15 protein-coding genes and 2 pseudogenes are annotated in these 15,197 nt (G+C 62.9%); 7 read left to right on the top strand and 10 right to left on the bottom strand.

Going from position 1 to position 15,197, the window contains the following annotated elements; translation table 11 throughout:
- The coding region (locus ABVV53_RS13555) for a hypothetical protein (protein WP_353984954.1) at positions 1–881 on the top strand (881 nt) is incomplete at its 5' end.
- Positions 882–1,130: 249 nt separating this feature from the next.
- On the opposite strand, the pseudogene ABVV53_RS13550 reads toward ABVV53_RS13555, so the two are convergent.
- Positions 1,131–1,522, bottom strand: a pseudogene (locus tag ABVV53_RS13550) (transposase); the annotation flags it as partial.
- A gap of 197 nt (positions 1,523–1,719) precedes the next feature.
- Between ABVV53_RS13550 and ABVV53_RS13545 the strand changes: the two are divergent.
- Positions 1,720–2,229: pseudogene (locus ABVV53_RS13545) on the top strand (IS91 family transposase); the annotation flags it as partial.
- 324 nt (positions 2,230–2,553) lie between these two features.
- Here ABVV53_RS13545 and ABVV53_RS13540 read toward each other — a convergent pair.
- Positions 2,554–3,024: a nuclear transport factor 2 family protein gene (locus tag ABVV53_RS13540; RefSeq protein WP_353984953.1), complete on the bottom strand. Its 471-nt coding sequence runs from the start codon at positions 3,022–3,024 to the stop codon at positions 2,554–2,556.
- 291 nt (positions 3,025–3,315) lie between these two features.
- Between ABVV53_RS13540 and ABVV53_RS13535 the strand changes: the two genes are divergently transcribed.
- The gene (locus ABVV53_RS13535) at positions 3,316–4,530 is read left to right on the top strand and encodes a CaiB/BaiF CoA transferase family protein (protein ID WP_353984952.1); all 1,215 of its coding nucleotides are present in this window, start codon (positions 3,316–3,318) and stop codon (positions 4,528–4,530) included.
- A 23-nt stretch (positions 4,531–4,553) separates the two neighbouring features.
- A complete protein-coding gene (locus tag ABVV53_RS13530) occupies positions 4,554–4,955 on the top strand; it encodes an EthD domain-containing protein (protein ID WP_353984951.1) in 402 nt (133 codons plus the stop codon).
- Positions 4,956–4,985: 30 nt separating this feature from the next.
- Here the strand turns inward: ABVV53_RS13530 and ABVV53_RS13525 are convergent, their stop codons facing one another.
- The 8 genes from ABVV53_RS13525 to ABVV53_RS13490 form a co-directional block, all read right to left on the bottom strand.
- Complete coding sequence (locus ABVV53_RS13525; RefSeq protein ID WP_353984950.1) at positions 4,986–5,777, bottom strand: nuclear transport factor 2 family protein; 792 nt, start codon at positions 5,775–5,777, stop codon at positions 4,986–4,988.
- A 62-nt stretch (positions 5,778–5,839) separates the two neighbouring features.
- Positions 5,840–6,676 carry a TauD/TfdA dioxygenase family protein gene (locus ABVV53_RS13520; RefSeq protein ID WP_353984949.1) on the bottom strand — a complete coding sequence of 279 codons (837 nt, stop codon included), beginning with the start codon at positions 6,674–6,676 and terminating at the stop codon, positions 5,840–5,842.
- Between the two features lie 2 nt (positions 6,677–6,678).
- Positions 6,679–7,887 carry an FAS1-like dehydratase domain-containing protein gene (locus ABVV53_RS13515; RefSeq protein WP_353984948.1) on the bottom strand — a complete coding sequence of 403 codons (1,209 nt, stop codon included), beginning with the start codon at positions 7,885–7,887 and terminating at the stop codon, positions 6,679–6,681.
- An 8-nt stretch (positions 7,888–7,895) separates the two neighbouring features.
- Positions 7,896–8,879, bottom strand: coding sequence for an aldo/keto reductase (locus ABVV53_RS13510; protein ID WP_353984947.1), 984 nt, complete (start codon positions 8,877–8,879; stop codon positions 7,896–7,898).
- A gap of 115 nt (positions 8,880–8,994) precedes the next feature.
- Positions 8,995–9,171 (bottom strand): SDR family oxidoreductase, encoded by a 177-nt coding sequence (locus ABVV53_RS13505; protein WP_353984946.1) that lies wholly within the window; start codon positions 9,169–9,171, stop codon positions 8,995–8,997.
- A complete protein-coding gene (locus ABVV53_RS13500) occupies positions 9,117–9,518 on the bottom strand; it encodes an SDR family NAD(P)-dependent oxidoreductase (RefSeq protein ID WP_353984945.1) in 402 nt (133 codons plus the stop codon). Before ABVV53_RS13500 ends, ABVV53_RS13505 begins: the two co-directional genes overlap by 55 nt.
- 46 nt (positions 9,519–9,564) lie before the next feature.
- A complete protein-coding gene (locus ABVV53_RS13495) occupies positions 9,565–10,731 on the bottom strand; it encodes an acyl-CoA dehydrogenase family protein (RefSeq protein ID WP_353984944.1) in 1,167 nt (388 codons plus the stop codon).
- A 24-nt stretch (positions 10,732–10,755) separates the two neighbouring features.
- Positions 10,756–12,117: an aromatic ring-hydroxylating oxygenase subunit alpha gene (locus ABVV53_RS13490; protein ID WP_353984943.1), complete on the bottom strand. Its 1,362-nt coding sequence runs from the start codon at positions 12,115–12,117 to the stop codon at positions 10,756–10,758.
- A 328-nt stretch (positions 12,118–12,445) separates the two neighbouring features.
- On the opposite strand from ABVV53_RS13490, the gene ABVV53_RS13485 reads away from it, so the two are divergent.
- The 3 genes from ABVV53_RS13485 (at position 12,446) to ABVV53_RS13475 (ending at position 15,190) form a co-directional block, all read left to right on the top strand.
- Complete coding sequence (locus ABVV53_RS13485) at positions 12,446–13,381, top strand: LysR family transcriptional regulator (RefSeq protein ID WP_353984942.1); 936 nt, start codon at positions 12,446–12,448, stop codon at positions 13,379–13,381.
- 103 nt (positions 13,382–13,484) lie between these two features.
- A complete protein-coding gene (locus ABVV53_RS13480; protein WP_353984941.1) occupies positions 13,485–14,357 on the top strand; it encodes an LLM class F420-dependent oxidoreductase in 873 nt (290 codons plus the stop codon).
- 26 nt (positions 14,358–14,383) lie between these two features.
- A complete protein-coding gene (locus tag ABVV53_RS13475) occupies positions 14,384–15,190 on the top strand; it encodes a TauD/TfdA dioxygenase family protein (RefSeq protein WP_353984940.1) in 807 nt (268 codons plus the stop codon).
- The last annotated feature ends 7 nt before the right edge of the window (positions 15,191–15,197 follow it).

Below are 15,197 nucleotides of genomic sequence, written 5' to 3'. Positions count from 1 at the left end.
TTCTCGACCGCTATGCTGCCGATCCTTCGCCGGACAAGCGCCTCGATTTCCTGTCGTGGCATGCCTATGGCGAGTTCCCTGAGGGGACCGGCGACAGCAATGGCCCTCGCGCATATCATTTCTACAAAGGCAATCCCAGCGAAGTGGCGGGGCAGCGCAAACAGTTGAACGAGGCACTCAGCAGCCGTGGCCTCGACACGAAGATTCCGGCTTTCATCACCGAGACCGGCATCTATCCCGGCCCCTCATTCGATAACAAGGACGATCCGCGACCGGACTACCTCATCGGTGCGGCCGGCGTTCCCGCGCTACATTACTGGTATTTGGAGCAGCCCGACACCTATCCGTTCAACTGGGTAATTCGCCACTCCAGTGAAGAGCGAAAGGATCAACTGATCACTCGCTCGCGCAATGGCGAGCACATCGCCGTTAGGGGCGCTGAAAACGTAGGGAACCTGCCGGTTAATACGTTCACGCCCTACGGCAACGCGATGGCGATGATGGCGAAGCTCAAGAACGAGCGCGTGGAGGCGCAGTCGAACGCCCTGAAGGAGGGCAAGGGTGTCTACAGCATCGCCACGAAAGACAAGTACGGCGCTGCGGTGATGGTCTGGAACTACCAGCACACTGGCACGCAGCCTTACCGGGTAAGCATCAACATGGGCGAATTGCCTGCCAATCTCCAAGGCAAGCGCCTGTGCCAGAGGATGTACCGGATCGACGATCAAGTCAGCAATTACTGGGCGAACCGGGAAACCGCCAACCTGCAGCAGGTGGGGGCGACTACCATCAGCCCCACCCGGCGCCACAGCGTATCTGTCGATCTCGCAGCTAATGCACTCCAATTGGTTGTTTTGGAGCCGGGACAATCATGCACTTGAGAAGCAGCCTCCCGGCTCAGGCGGATAGGGCCAAGGCGTAGGCGGTCTCTCGTCGCAATCTTCCCGGCCGCACTCGAATTGGCTTGGAAGATTGCGTCTGTGACGTCCTTTCTCTTTCTTAACCCATTTTGCGCGAAAGGCACACCTGTGGCGGAGGTCACCGCCGGATGGGAATTTTGGAGCAGGCATTCTACCGCTAGAAGAAGGTGGGAACTTCGAAGAATCGTCTGTTTCGGCGTCGTTCTGACGTTATGCAGGCGCAGTACGCACCTCGAGCCACTGGATGTTATAGACCATGTCGGCGATGCCGATCTTGATCCGAGCACAGGCGATGCCGATGGTTAGTACGATGAGGCCCATGCGGTGCTTCTGGCCGACAAAAAGACGTGCTCGACAGCCGAGCGCACCGCTGACCACTTCGCGTTGGCGCGTGCGATGCATTCGGGCATGGCCCGGCGGTGCGGCTTTCGCTGATGAACGTACCTTTCGCAAGAAACGCCTCGTTCTTCTTGGAAAGGTAAGCTGTGTCGGCCCACAAGCCCGAGGCTGTGTTGTCACGGCTGATCAGGACCGGAACCGTACTACATCGTGAGCATTGGCGGCCTGACATCCCAGGTGCGGATCAGGCTATGGCTGCGATCGGCCTGGGGTGTTGTCCAATGTGAAGCCAAAGCGTTTGTTTCCCGCTGAACAACGCTAAGGCCGTCTATCAGCGCGTTGGCATGACTGCTTCTGCCCCTTTTGACGTCATGACCCGAGCCGGCGTAAGCCTTGGTCACAACCGTGCGCGTCCGCTTTCGGGTTGGGCCAAAGGCTGGCTCTATGGCGATGTTGGTGGAACCGCCACTGTCCCAGGTGCCAGGGCGCGGCCGCGTGCACTTGGCTCGCCGAGCGAGAGGCCGCTCTGCTCCCGGTCGGCTACTTCCACGTCGTTTTCACGGTGCCCGCTGAGGTCGCCGACATCGCGCTGCAAAACACGGCAGCGCTCCACGGTCTGCTATTCCAGGCGGCGTCGGCGACGATGACGACCATTGCCGCTGACCCCAAACATCTCGGCGCCCGCATCGGCATCACCGCCGTGCTCCACACCTGGGGCTCGGCTATGACCCACCACCCGCACATCCACCTGATCGTGCCGGGCGGCGGCTTTTCGTTCGACGGCAACCGCTGGATCTCGTCACGCCCTGCATTCCTCCTGCCGGTGCGGGTTCTGGGCAAGCTCTTCCGCCGCCTATTCCTCACCCGGTTGATGGCTCTGCACGATGCCGAGGAGCTCGGCTACTTCGGCAGCATCTCGCATCTCGCCGAGCCATGCGCATTCCTGCATCACCTACAGAGATGGCGACAGCCAGCTGAGCTCACCCGGCCGGGCCGTCGAGCTCACTACTATGGCTTCAAACGAGCCGATCAGAATTGGCGCCCCCATCATACCTCGCGCGCCATCCGGCGCTGACGCGGGGCAGAATCTGAAAACCCCATAGCGTATCGCATGCGGCCCACGGGTTCGGGCCTCCAGGAGTTTCGTACGCCTGCCGGCCCCCGAAACTCTTCAGGACAACAGTCCGTCCGCTTTCGGGCAGCGCTGAGGGGAAGCGCTCTCTCGTTCATCTAGCAGGGCAAGGGGGCTCACGCCTGGGCGTAGTGCCGATGGCGGGGGGACGCCCACTGCTGCTTAGGCGGCAGGGAAGGCTTCGACGCGCGTCCTGACGATGCGCAAAGTCTTGATGAGCCAGTCGTCCCCGATCCTGACGTAGGTCTCGTGATAATGGCCATGCCCGAGCAACTCGCGAACGGGCCCTCCCTCGGGCATGATCAGCCTGTCAGTCATGGACCAGATTCCGCGGGCCGAGCTGGCGTCGTCGATTTCAATTTCGCAGTTCGGCCCGTAGTGCGCACTGATGACCCCGATCTCGGCCAGACCGTTGCCCGAGTAAGCGGCGCGCCCGCGCATAACAATGCTCAGTGCCGGAAAGTGATTGTAACCGGTGAGCGGGTCCACAAAGCAATCAGTATAATCGAGGAGGCAGTCCTCCGCGAGTACACTGCGCACGAGTGCCCCGTCTCCAGTGTCTACACCGCGAAAGTAGCGAGCCTTGAGCAGCTTGATGGCTTCGACGGCTGTCAACTTGTGGATCGCGTCCATGATTGCTTATGTCCTCTCGTGTTCGCACCGCCAGGCGGCGCAACCTGCCTTGTCGCCTATCCTGGCACTTCTGCCAAAAGACGCTACAAGATGGCGATCAGCAAGGACACATCGCTGCACAGCTGCTCGGTCCGTGCCTGCGCAGCTATAGCCTCCCGCTATGGACGGCGACATCAATTGTCGTATCGTTCTGCTCGTCTGGTCCATAAGAGGTCCCATTGCAGGGTTACAGACAAGCGCCGGACCGCGAGGGAACGCTCGCGAAAACGTCGGCCATTGCGGGGATTAGTGATGCAGGCTGACAGTTCGGCGGCTTGGGCAGGGCCTCTTGCAGGCATTCGCGTGCTCGACTTCACGCGCGTGCTCGCGGGGCCGGCAGCTTCGCTCGCGCTGGCGGATTTGGGTGCCGAGATCATCAAGGTGGAGCCGCCGGGCACCGGAGACGAGACCAGGACGTTTCCACCCATCAAGGATGGCGAGAGTCACTACTTCCTCGGCAACAACCGAGGCAAGAAGAGCATTGTCATCGATCTTAAGAGCGAGCAGGGCCTCCAGCTCGCACGTGATCTTGCAGCCAAGTGCGATGTCGTTGTCGAGAACTACCGTCCAGGAGTCATGGACCGGCTAGGCCTCGGCTACGAGACGCTGTCGCAGATCAACCCACGGCTGATCTACTGCGCCATCTCCGGGTTCGGCATGACGGGCCCGCTGCGCGACCGGCCCTCATTCGACATTGTCGCGCAGGCGCTTTCTGGCGTGTTGAGCGTGAACGGCGAGCCGGGCCGGCTGCCCATCAAGCTGGGCTTGCCGATGGGCGACCTGGTCGGCGGCATCAACGGTCCGATCGGCATCCTCGCAGCGTTGCACGAGCGACATCTAACCGGGCGAGGGCGGCTGATCGACGTGAGCCTGATGGATGGCCTCATCGGTTTGCTTGGTTACATCGCCCAGCTCGCCTTCTTCACCGGCGAGAACCCGGTGCCCCAAGGCTCACAGCATCCGAACCTGGTGCCTTACGGAGCCTTCCCAGCCAAGGACGGCGCCATCATTATCGCCTGTCTGACGAACGGGTTCTGGGCGCGCATCTGTGATGCACTTGGCTTCCCGGAGGCGGGGCCCGACCCGGCGTTCGACACCTTGCAGAAGCGGCGTGACATACGCGAACGCGTGAACGGGATGATTGCCGAGCAGACGCAGCTCTATTCGGTCGACGAACTGGTGGAGCTGTTTACCGAGCATCAGGTCCCTCACGCGCCAATTCTTGGAATACAAGAAGCGCTGACGCAGCCGCAGGCGGTCGCGCGTGAGATGGTGGTGGAGACAGAGCATGAGACTCTCGGCACGATCCCGATCGTCAACCGCCCGATTAAGTTCCCCGGCAGCCCTCAGCCTGTACCGACAGCACCGCCCGCGCTGGGCCAACACACCGAGGAGATCCTGCGCGATCTACTCGACCTCGACCCAGAGCAGATCGCCAGCTTGCGAGACACGCAAGTGATTGCGTGATTGCGTAAAGCAAGGAGACGAACGTGACAGAGCAAGCTGCAACCATCTACAAGATACTGCTGCCGATGAAGCGTAAGCCGGGGTTGAGCACGCAAGAGTTTCGCGAGTACTACGAGAACCATCATGCGCCACTCGCGGCCAAGTACTCAGGAGCACTCCTGCGTTACGTGCGAACGTACCTGGAACCCCATCCCCATCCCGAGACAGGCGAGGCTACCGAGCCGCCGTATGACGTGATCACCGAGTTGTGGTTCGACGACGAGGCGACCTACCGTTCGACGCTGCAGTATCTCACGACCACCAAGATGTCGCCCGAGATCGTCGAGGACGAGAAGCGGCTGTTCGATCGATCGTCGTTCTGCATCCTCACGACCGTCGAGCGGGAAACCGATCTCGACGCCGTGCGGGAGGCGCTGAAATCCTGATCGCAGGCCGTTCAGGGCGGGGCGGGGGCTCTAGGCGGGCGCCCCGTTCAACTTAGCCATGAGCGGGATCATCGTTTCCTGCACGACCAGCGCGTTGAAGTGCTCCGCGATTGAGCAGATCCGCCCCTCGCGGAAGCGGAACGCGAAGACGTAAGTGTTCGCATACTCGGTCCCGTCGACGAGGCGACCGCTGGATCTCACTTCAGCGAGCGCGCGATCGTCCTCGGCAGTTATGGCGTCGATCGTGAACGTCAGCGGCTGCGCTACCATGCGCGCGAGCAGCCCGATCACGTTCTGATACGCCGCCTTGCTCATAGTACCCTGGGTCGTGCTCCAGCCCGTCATGTCATCTGTCAGCAGCGCGTCGGGCAATTCTGCGTTCGCCAGCGCAGCGAAGAAGGCGCGTACGAGCGCCTTGTGCGCCTCCAGCGGCCGTTCGGCCGCGCCGCAGCGGTGAATAGTGGCGCGCTCCACGCATTGCGCTCGCAGGCGATAGTTTTCGTCCGCCCCAGGCATCGTTGGTTGCGAGAGGAACGCCTGCCCGCTCGGGTACCAGATACCCAGCGCCTCATGGAACGGTTCAGGCCCGCCGACCATCTGGCCCAGCACCGCGTGCCGCCAGAGGATACGACCTCCTGAGACCTTCAGCAGGGCAGCGAGTGCATCCATGTAGGCGCGATAGGGAGCGCCATCGGGGAAGCCCGCCTCGGCCTTGTACGTGTTGAGGTTGAGCATGAGCACGGGCCCATCGCGCCCGGCCTCGATGTCATCGCGCAACGCCGCGAGTTCGCGCTCGTTTCGCTTCAGGTGGTCAGGCGACATTGCAGCTCCCCCATTGTCGGGACGCGGAAGGCGCGCCCCGACATGTGCTCACAGGATTGGCGTCAGACGATCGGCTCGTCGCCTTCGATCTTCGTGCGGTGCATCATGCGGCCGCAGTCCAGCGGATAGTACGTCGCGCGGTGCAGGCTTCCGGTGTTGTCCCACATCACGAGGTCGCCGACCTTCCAGTCGTGGCTGTAAGTGAACTCGGGGCCAGTGGCGAAAGAGCGGAGGCGGATCAGCAGTTCCTCGCCATCAAGCGGATCGTAATCGAGGATGTTGTGCGCCGAGTTGCCGATCACCAGCGATTTGCGACCGGACTTGTGCGTCCAGACCAGCGGCAGTTCCTTACGCCCGATCGCGCGCCATTCCTGCCACTGCTCGTACGTCGGCTCTGGCGTGACGTCGAGCTGGGTCGCGGCGAGGGCGTGCACCGCCCGCAAGTCGGCCACGAGAGCCTTGTCCTCTCCCGACAGCGCTTCGTACGCGGCGTACGTATTGGCGAATTCGGTGCGGCCGGTTCCCGGAGGTGAGAGCACCTTGGCCGAAAGCAGGCTGGCGCGGATCGGCATCGGCGACATGAAGCCGTCGAAGTGCCAGAAGAATGCGCCCTTCAGGTATTCCGCGGTCGCGTTCTGCTTCTCGTCGAGGCTGACCTTGTAGATCTCCTCGCCGCGCATCTCGCGCGCGAACTTGCCGAGCGTGTTCGTGAAGGCGACGTGCTCTTCGTCGTTGAAGTTGATCTCCGGGAACACGAGCACGCCGCGATGCTCGAGAAGATTCATGATCTCCCCGCCAAGATCGCCGGCAAGCAGCTCTTCCTTGGAGTTGATGACCCGAGCCCCGATCTTCGGCTTGATCTCTTCGCTGCGAAGAGCGGTCAGTTCTTGCGTTGCCATTGTCATTCTCCACTTCCCTTGGCGCCGCCCGCAAGCGGGCTGCCGCTGCTCTTGCGAGGCAACTCGATCTCCGCGATGGCGGTCGCCATTGTCGTCCCGAGTTGATTTGTCATCTTGCAGTCCACCTGCACGATACTGCGGCCTTCATCATCGGTCAGCTTGTCGGAGACGGTCGCGTTCTGGATCGTGATGTCGCCGGTGAAGGCCGGTCCGCGATAGAACGCGTTGGAATGCACGACCTGGCCCCATTCACCGGCCCAGCCTGCGAGGTAGTCGATGATCCACGCGCCCATCGAAGCGCCATAGCCATAGCCACGAGGCATGCCGATGTAGCGCGCCCATTCGGGGAAGAGGTGACCGCGCGAGGGGCCGAAATAGGCGCCATCGGTCAGCTCCGGATTGATGCGCTCCATGACGCCGTCGTTCTCGTGGCCAGCCATCGCGGGGTCAAAGCCCATGGCCTCGAAGTCCGGGTTCACACGGTGCGTGCCGCCCCAGATCGTGAAGAGGTAGGCTCGCCATTCCGTGGTGAAGCTGGCGATCGTGTGTGGTCCGAACACGCGCTCGGGCAAGGCGTCGCCAATCTCGACGTCTTCCCAGAAGCGCTTGCCATGCCCAAGATCATGCAAGCTCTTGATCCACGCGAACTTGCGATCCTGCAGTTCCTCGAGCTGCTCGGGGCTCCAGACGGGATCCTCGGTCTGCGTGAGAGAGGCCATCTCCACGGCCAGGTCGTTGCGGTAGCGGATGCCGGTCGAGCGCTGGCGTGCCACAAAGTCGCCGGCCTGGTTGTAGTAGTTGTTGTCACCCCGCTGGAAGCAGGTCGGTCCGGCGAACTTCGTTTCCTTGACGACGTAGTCGAAGGGAATCCGCTCGTTGACGATCATGTCGCCCGCGAAGATTCGGGGGCCGAAGAACCACCACTCGTCACCGCCGAAGATCAGGTGGGAGCCGGGGATGCGCCCGACGCAGGCCGGAGTCGCGCCATGGCCGTCGTCGGTAGCGACGGCAAAGGACTGCGGCGCCACAAGCTTGCCGTAGCGCCCTTCGGCGGAGAACTCGGTGTCGTAGTGGAGCAGGTTGGGGTAGTGCATCGCCTGCGCCCAGCGACGGAAGTCGTTGTTGTGCAACGGTTCCTTCATCCGCCCGGGTTCGAGCGGCTTGCCCATGTAGTCGTCGAGGTCGGACGTATCGAGTGTGCGGTCGGTCATGCGGGTACTCACAGGGACAGAAGTGCGGAGCCGGCCTCGTCGTACCGTGCGCCGGCGACGGCATCGGCGGGAAGGGCGCGCTCGATGGCGGCGATCTCGTCGGGAGAGAGCGCGATTTGCGCCGAGGCGACATTCTCCTCGAGACGGGCGATCTTGGTGGTGCCGGGGATCGCCACGATGTCATCGCCCTTGTGGAGCAGCCACGCGAGCGAGAGCTGGGCTGGTGTGCACGCCTTTTCGGCTGCGATCGCCGCAAGCGTCTCGAACAGGCCGACGTTCCGCTCCAGCGCGGAGCCTTGCCAGCGCGGGAGGTTGCGCCGGAAATCGTCGCTCGCCAACTCCTTGGCTCCAGCGGCGAGAAAGCCTCGGCCGAGCGGGCTGTAGGCGACGAAGCCGATCTGCAATTCGCGGCAAAGCGGCAGGACGTCTTGCTCCGGATCGCGGGACCAAAGCGAGTACTCGGTCTGCAGCGCCGTGACCGGATGCGTCGCATGGGCGCGGCGGATCGTTGCGGGTGCGGCCTCCGACAATCCGAAGTAGCGGACCTTGCCTGCGGCGACCAGCTCCCCGATGGTTCCCGCGACATCCTCGATGGGCACCGCCGGGTCGACGCGGTGCTGATAGAAGAGGTCGATCGTCTCGATCCCAAGCCGCTGCAGCGAGGCGTCGCAGACCTCTCGGATGTGCTCGGGCCGGCTATTCACGCCAGTGGGTCGGCCGCCCTCCGGCGGGACCGCGAAGCCAAACTTGGTGGCGATGACCACCCGGTCGCGGACCGATCGCAAGGCGCTGCCAACCAGCAGCTCGTTCTTGAAGGGGCCGTACATCTCGGCGGTGTCGAACATGGTGACGCCAAGTTCGACGGCACGAGCGAGGAGGTTCAGGGCATCGCCTTCCCCTACGCTGGACCCATAGCTTGCGCTCAGGTTCATGCATCCGAGCCCAAGTGCCGAAACCGAAAGGCCCTGTGTCCCCAAGTTGCGTTTTTGCATCGCATTCCTCTCGATTCCCGCCTCGTTACGGGCTTTGTTGAGCCGAGCTTAAGGTACCGCGGCCATCAAGAACACGACAAAACCTGTCGCGTGGCTATAGCGTCCAGGCATGGCCTCAGGCCGAGCCCATGTATCGGCCGCCGTTCGTGCTGATGGTCTGTCCGGTGACGTACGCGGCATCCGGAGAGGCGAGGTAGGAGCACGCTGCAGCGACGTTCTCGGGCTTGCCCGGGCGCTTCATCGGCATCGTGGCCGCGTAGGCGTCCACATCGACGGGCGATGCACGCAGCATCGGCGTATCGATGAAGCCGGTGGCACCATGTTCACGGTGACGTTCTGCGCTGCATATTCCATCGCGATCCAAGTCGTCGACCGACAGATCGAGGAAGGAACCGTGCCTGTGATCCCGGCATTGTTCATCAGGATCGTGATCGGCCCCAGTTCGCTCGCCGGCGGCGATGTTCTCCTGCTTGGAGCAGTCCACGCCACTGCAATAGCGCGACCGCCGTCGGCATTGACGAGGCGCTGAGTCTCTTCAGCCGATTGCTGATTGATATCCCAGATAGCGACCGCCGCACCGTCGCGCGCGAGCTTTTGCGCAATGGCGCGCCCAATGCCGGATCCTGCACCTGTGGCCACGGCGACTGCACCTGTGCCCACGGCGACTTTACCTGCCAGTCTTGGATCAATAGCTCTTCGGCAGTTCGAGCACACGTTCGGCGATGTAGTTCATGATCTGGTGCGGGCTGACCGGGGCGATGCGCGGGATCATGACTTCGCGCAGGTAGCGCTCGACGTGGTACTCCTGTGCATAGCCCATGCCGCCCATCGACATGACGGCTGTCTGGCAAGCTTCGTATCCAGCCTCTGCAGCAAGGAACTTGGCGGTGTTCGCTTCCGTGCCGCAGTCCTTGCCTTGGTCGAACAGCGTCGCTGCCTTGAACACCATCAGCGTCGCCGCTTCGACCTGCATCCAGGCCTTGGCAAGCGGGTGCTGAATGCCCTGGTTCTGGCCGATCGGGCGGCCGAACACGACGCGCTCGCGGGCATAGCGGCTGGCCTTCTGGATCGCCACGCGGCCCAATCCGGTCGCCTCGGCGGCGAGCAGCACGCGCTCGGGATTAAGGCCCTGAAGCAGGATCTTGAAGCCTTGGCCTTCCTCGCCGATGCGGTCCTCATCGGGAATGAACAAGTCGGAGATGAACAGCATGTTCGATCCGACTGCGTGCCGCCCCATCTTCGGGATGAGCCGGTGCTCGATCGCGTCACGATCCAGCTTGCAGTAGAACAGCGTCAGACCTTCCGTCTTGCGCTTAACCTCCTCAAGCGGCGTGGTGCGCGCGATCAGCAGCATGCGGTCGGCGACGTGGGCGTTGGTGATCCAGATTTTCTCGCCCGTCACCCTGTAGCCGCCATCGACCTTCGTGGCGCGAGTCTTCAGGCTAGTGGTGTCGAGGCCCGTGTTGGGCTCAGTCACCGCGAAGCACATCTTCTCCTCGCCCGAGAGGATCGGCGGGATCATTCGCGCCTGCTGCTCTTCGGTGCCGAACAGATGCACCGGCTCCAGCCCGAACACAGGGCCGTGGATGGTCGAGGCCGCCGCCATGCCGCCGCCGCTTTCCGCCACCGCCTGCAGCATCACCGCCGCTTCCGTGATGCCGAGGCCAGCGCCGCCGACCGCTTCGGGCATGGCGATGCCCAGCCAGCCGGCTTCCGCCATCGACTTGTGGAACTCGTGCGGCCACTCGCCCGAGCGGTCCTTCTCCAGCCAGTACTCGTCGCTGAACTGGGAGCAGTGCTTGAGCACCGTCTCGCGAATGTTCTGCTGATCTTCGTTGAGCGCGAAATCCATACGATCCTGCCTGCTTCCTGATGCTTACTTGAGACGGTGCGGCGCACCGGTTCCCATGAACCGGGCAAGGTTGTAGTGCAGGCTGGCTACGGCCCGTTCACGGTAGGGGTTGGGCTTGGTGCCGCGAAAACCCTTGTTCTTCATGCCTTGCTGCACGGCCGCCATATTGGTGAAGTCCTGCTCGAGCACCGGGGGCCAGTTGCCGCGCTCGGTGTACTCCCACTCCGTCTCGGGCGCCTGCCCTTCCGGGTAGAGCTCGTAAACCACGGCTTCGAACACGCACTTGTCAGGGTTGAAGTCGTGGGGCCGGGCCTGGTAGCACAGCATGTTGTTGACGGCCTGGCCGACCTGGAAGTTGGGGAAGATCTGCCAGCTGGTCCCCGCCTGGGTGGCGTGGGAAGAGGGCACTTCCGGCCAGACAACGCCGCGCTCGGCATCCACCTGCTTGGAGCGCGTGATCCAATAGGCGAGCACCTCGGCCGGCGGCGTGCCGGCGGGCAGCTCCTCGGCCAGGCGCTGAGCGACGTCGACCATCGTCTTCGTCGTGTTGGTGTTTGCCGCGGCCCAAGTATAGGCCTGCATCTCCGCCGTGGAGATACGTGCATCCTCGCCCGCGCCGATGCGCAGCTTGCCTTGCTGTTCGTCCATGTCGGCAGGCGCATCATAGCCGATGTTGCTGTGCAGCCCTTGGTTGCGCGCCCAACCCGGAAACTCACCGAAGGCCATGAACTCCGGATGCGTGCTGGCGACGTGATAGGTCTCGTTGAACGCTTCCAGCGCAACCTTCCAGTTGCACTCGAACACGATCCACTTGCGCCAGCGAGGCCGCATGTTCTGGAGCTGATAAGGGTCGAGCAACGTCGCCGCAGGTTCCAGGTAGTCGCGCAGCGGCTGAGGCTCGTCGTCCATGTTGATCCAGATCCACCCGCCCCAGGTGTCGCAATGGACAGCCCCCAGCCGCACGTCCTCATCGTTCAGGTCGCCCTGCCAGTCCTCGCGGTTGGGGATGTACTTGCAGCCGCCCTCCAGATCGAAGGTCCAGGCGTGGAAGCCGCAGATGAAGTTCGAGCGGTTCCCCCCCGCGTTGCGCTTGCCCGGCGGCGTGTCGACCAGACGACGTCCACGGTGCGGGCAGACGTTGTAGAACGCTTTCACCTGGTCCGGTGCGGTGCGCACGATCAGAATGGAGTCGGTCAGGATGTCGTACGTGATGAAGTCACCGACTTCGGGAATGTCCTCCAGCCGTCCGGCCTGAAGCCAGACGCGACGCCAGAGCCGGTCCTGCTCTGCACGCGCATAGTCTTCCGACACATAGGCTTCCGAGCCGATCGTGACCGGCTTCACCAGCTCGTCGGCGGCCTGAACGATCTTGCCAAGTTCTGTCATGGTCGTGCTCCTCGATGCTCAGTTCGTTTCGCGCGGCGCGAGCGGGGAAATTGGGAAAAGAGTTCGCTGTGCTGCTCTGGCTGGGTGAAACCGTGACCCATCGTCCGAACGGCGAGGGGCGTGCCGCCTGCGTCCCGGCGCCCGCCCGATCATCCGGACTGCATGCGGATCACCGCCGAGTTCGATTTGCGGGTAGACGACCCCGATCTCCACCAGACCTCTCCAGTTGTGCTTTGACGCGCCAATAGCCGTTGCTGTACGCCATAGCCCAAGACAATGTGTGTCGTGTGGGTATAGTCAAAGGCTATATCGTTAAGGAGAGCGCACGATGGCCGATTTCAAGCGGCTTGGGTACTTCGTTCAGATCGCGGAGCTCGGCTCGCTGACGCGAACCGCTGAGCGACTGCGCATCGCCCAGCCTTCGCTCAGCCGGCAGATGCGGATCCTGGAGGAAGAGCTCGGCGTCACTCTGTTCACGCGCGGGCACCGAGGCATGCAACTGACGGAAGCGGGTGAGGCGTTGCGCAGCCGCATTGCCGGCCCGTTGCGGCAGATCGGCCATGCCCTCTATGAGGTACGCTCGCTTCCGACGCAGACGGTGGGCAGCGTCAGCTTTGGCATGCCCCCCACGTTCGTGTCAGTCCTCGCGCCGGATTTGGCAGCGCGCGTGGCGAACGAAGCGCCGGGGGTTTCGCTGCATATCGTGGAGGGGTACTCGGGCCACCTGCTGCAATGGCTCAAGCAAGGGGAGCTGGATGCCGCGATCCTCTATGGACCCACGCCATCCGGAGTGAACGCGACCCGCCTCCTCGATGATGAACTGGTGCTGGTCGGCAGTCCGGGACACGTACCCGCTAGCGGCCAGCTTCAGTTCCGTGACTTGCCAGAGATCCCGCTGGTTCTGCCAAGCCATACTCACGGCCTTAGGATAGCGGTCGAGTCCGCCGCGGCGAAAAGCAGGACCCAGCTTACGATCGCCTTTCAGTCCGACTCGTTCCAGCTGATGATGGAACTGGTGGAGAGCGGACGCTTCTGCACGATCCTGCCGCCATCCGCGGTTCACAGACAGGTTGCCGAAGGTCGCCTTGTGACTGCAGCGATCAGCGACCCGGCACCAAAACGCCAGGTCTTCCTCGCCATGCAATCGGGAGCACAATCGCCGCGCGCCGTCATCGAAGTGGAGCGGTTCCTGCGAGAGGAGCTTGCCAGACTGGTGGACAAGGGGGTGTTTGCCGGCGCGCGTATTCTCGGGACGGCAGACTAGCGGGCATGGTATAGCTGTCCGACATACCCCGGCGACCAACATTGTCTTGGTCATATGTCGCCGCGTTGAGCTAGGCCGCCGAAAAGCCGGAGTTGGAGAGAGTATGAACATGCAGATTGGTGTTGCCTATCCGACGACCGAGGTCGCCGGAGATCCCGATGCGATCCGCAAGTTCTGCCTTGCCGTCGAGGACATGGGTTACACGCACATGATGGCGTACGATCATGTGGTAAAGTGCCCGCACGAGGATCGCGAGCCCAAGCTGACGGGTCCATATACCGACAAGGACACCTTTCACGATCCTTTCGTTCTGTTCGGATTTGCCGCGGCCATCACCACCAAGCTGCAGTTCTCGACCGGCGTGCTCGTCCTGCCGCAGCGCCAGACGGTGCTGGTCGCGCAGCAGGCGGCGGACGTCGACCTGCTTTCGCGTGAGCGGCTGCGTTTGGGTGTGGGCATCGGCTGGAACTATGTCGAATTCGAAGCTCTGGGGCAGAACTTCAAGACTCGCGGGCGGCGGGTCGAAGAGCAGGTCGAGTATTTGCGCAAGCTCTGGACCACGCCGATCCTGACCTTCCAGGGCGAGTTCGACAAGATCGATCGCGCTGGGATCAACCCCCGTCCGCGCCGGCAGATCCCGCTGTGGATCGGCGGCCACAGCGAGGTCGCTTACGAGCGTGGCGCGCGCATCGGCGACGGTTTCGTCTTCGCCGCATCGGGCGAAGGTGCGGTCGAGGCATGGGGCCGCGTCCAGCACCACCTGCGCGAGCTCGGGCGGGACGAGGCGGAATATGGCCGCGAACTCCTGACGCTGTTCGCGCGCGACAAGCAGGAAACGGTCGATCACCTGAAGCGCTGGCGCGACGCCGGCGGCACGCACGGGGGGGTGCCGTCGATGAACAAAGGCCTAGGCGGCGATATCGACGCGCACATCGATTATGTCGCCGACGTCAAGCGCATGTTGGACGAAGGCTGAGGCAAGACAAGTCAAGGAACACCACCATGCAAATCAGTGATCTCGCCCCGCGGATCGGTTCGCGCGTCGAGGCTGACCGGTCCGAGCTGCTGTCCGGAGCCCATTCCCAGCAGATCCGACAGCTGCTGGAGCAGCGCGGCGTGCTGTTGTTCCCCGAGCTTGATTTGTCCGACGAGGAACAACTGGCATTCGCCGAAACGCTCGGCGAAGTGATCCAGCAGGGCATCAAGGGCATCTACAAGATCACGCTCGATCCTACTTTAAACGATACGGCCGATTACCTCCATGCCACGACGCATTGGCATATCGATGGCGCCAACGATCCGGTGCCGACCCTTGCTTCGCTACTGACGGCACGGGTCCTGTCTGAAGAGGGCGGCCAGACCGAGTTCGCGAACACTTATGCCGCTTACGAGGACTTGCCCGAGGACAAGAGGCAATACGTCGAAAGCCTGCGGGTGGTTCACTCGCAGGAGTTCATCCAGCGCGCTCTCTACGCCGATCCCACCCCAGCTCAGGTCGCACGCTGGCGCGAAATTCCCGAGCAGGTGCAGCCGATGGTCTGGACCCACCGCTCCGGGCGCAAGTCGCTTGTCCTTGGCCTGACTGCCGGCCGCGTCGAGGGAATGAGCGAAGCGGAAGGCACCGCACTGCTCGAGGAAATGCAGGCTTGGGCAACCCAGCCGCAGTTCGTCTACCGCCACCAGTGGACCGTCGGCGACATGATCATCTGGGACAACACCGGCGTCATGCACCGAGTGGAGCAATATCCGGCAAACAGCGGACGGCTGCTCAGCCGCACGACGCTGGTCGGTGAAGAGACGATCGCCTAAAAAAGGA

Origin of the sequence: Novosphingobium kalidii, from assembly GCF_040534015.1 — a bacterium.
Lineage (GTDB): Bacteria > Pseudomonadota > Alphaproteobacteria > Sphingomonadales > Sphingomonadaceae > Novosphingobium > Novosphingobium kalidii.
This window is presented reverse-complemented; position numbering and strand designations above follow the sequence as displayed.

What these genes read in the sequence shown, in the direction of transcription:
- ABVV53_RS13475 (WP_353984940.1), top strand. Translation starts at nt 14,384, where the DNA reads ATGCAAATCAGTGATCTCGCCCCGCGGATCGGTTCGCGCGTCGAGGCT.
- ABVV53_RS13540 (WP_353984953.1), bottom strand. Translation starts at nt 3,024, where the DNA reads ATGGACGCGATCCACAAGTTGACAGCCGTCGAAGCCATCAAGCTGCTC.
- ABVV53_RS13495 (WP_353984944.1), bottom strand. Translation starts at nt 10,731, where the DNA reads ATGGATTTCGCGCTCAACGAAGATCAGCAGAACATTCGCGAGACGGTG.
- ABVV53_RS13510 (WP_353984947.1), bottom strand. Translation starts at nt 8,879, where the DNA reads ATGCAAAAACGCAACTTGGGGACACAGGGCCTTTCGGTTTCGGCACTT.
- ABVV53_RS13520 (WP_353984949.1), bottom strand. Translation starts at nt 6,676, where the DNA reads ATGGCAACGCAAGAACTGACCGCTCTTCGCAGCGAAGAGATCAAGCCG.
- ABVV53_RS13505 (WP_353984946.1), bottom strand. Translation starts at nt 9,171, where the DNA reads ATGCTGCGTGCATCGCCCGTCGATGTGGACGCCTACGCGGCCACGATG.
- ABVV53_RS13485 (WP_353984942.1), top strand. Translation starts at nt 12,446, where the DNA reads ATGGCCGATTTCAAGCGGCTTGGGTACTTCGTTCAGATCGCGGAGCTC.
- ABVV53_RS13480 (WP_353984941.1), top strand. Translation starts at nt 13,485, where the DNA reads ATGAACATGCAGATTGGTGTTGCCTATCCGACGACCGAGGTCGCCGGA.
- ABVV53_RS13490 (WP_353984943.1), bottom strand. Translation starts at nt 12,117, where the DNA reads ATGACAGAACTTGGCAAGATCGTTCAGGCCGCCGACGAGCTGGTGAAG.
- ABVV53_RS13515 (WP_353984948.1), bottom strand. Translation starts at nt 7,887, where the DNA reads ATGACCGACCGCACACTCGATACGTCCGACCTCGACGACTACATGGGC.
- ABVV53_RS13525 (WP_353984950.1), bottom strand. Translation starts at nt 5,777, where the DNA reads ATGTCGCCTGACCACCTGAAGCGAAACGAGCGCGAACTCGCGGCGTTG.
- ABVV53_RS13535 (WP_353984952.1), top strand. Translation starts at nt 3,316, where the DNA reads ATGCAGGCTGACAGTTCGGCGGCTTGGGCAGGGCCTCTTGCAGGCATT.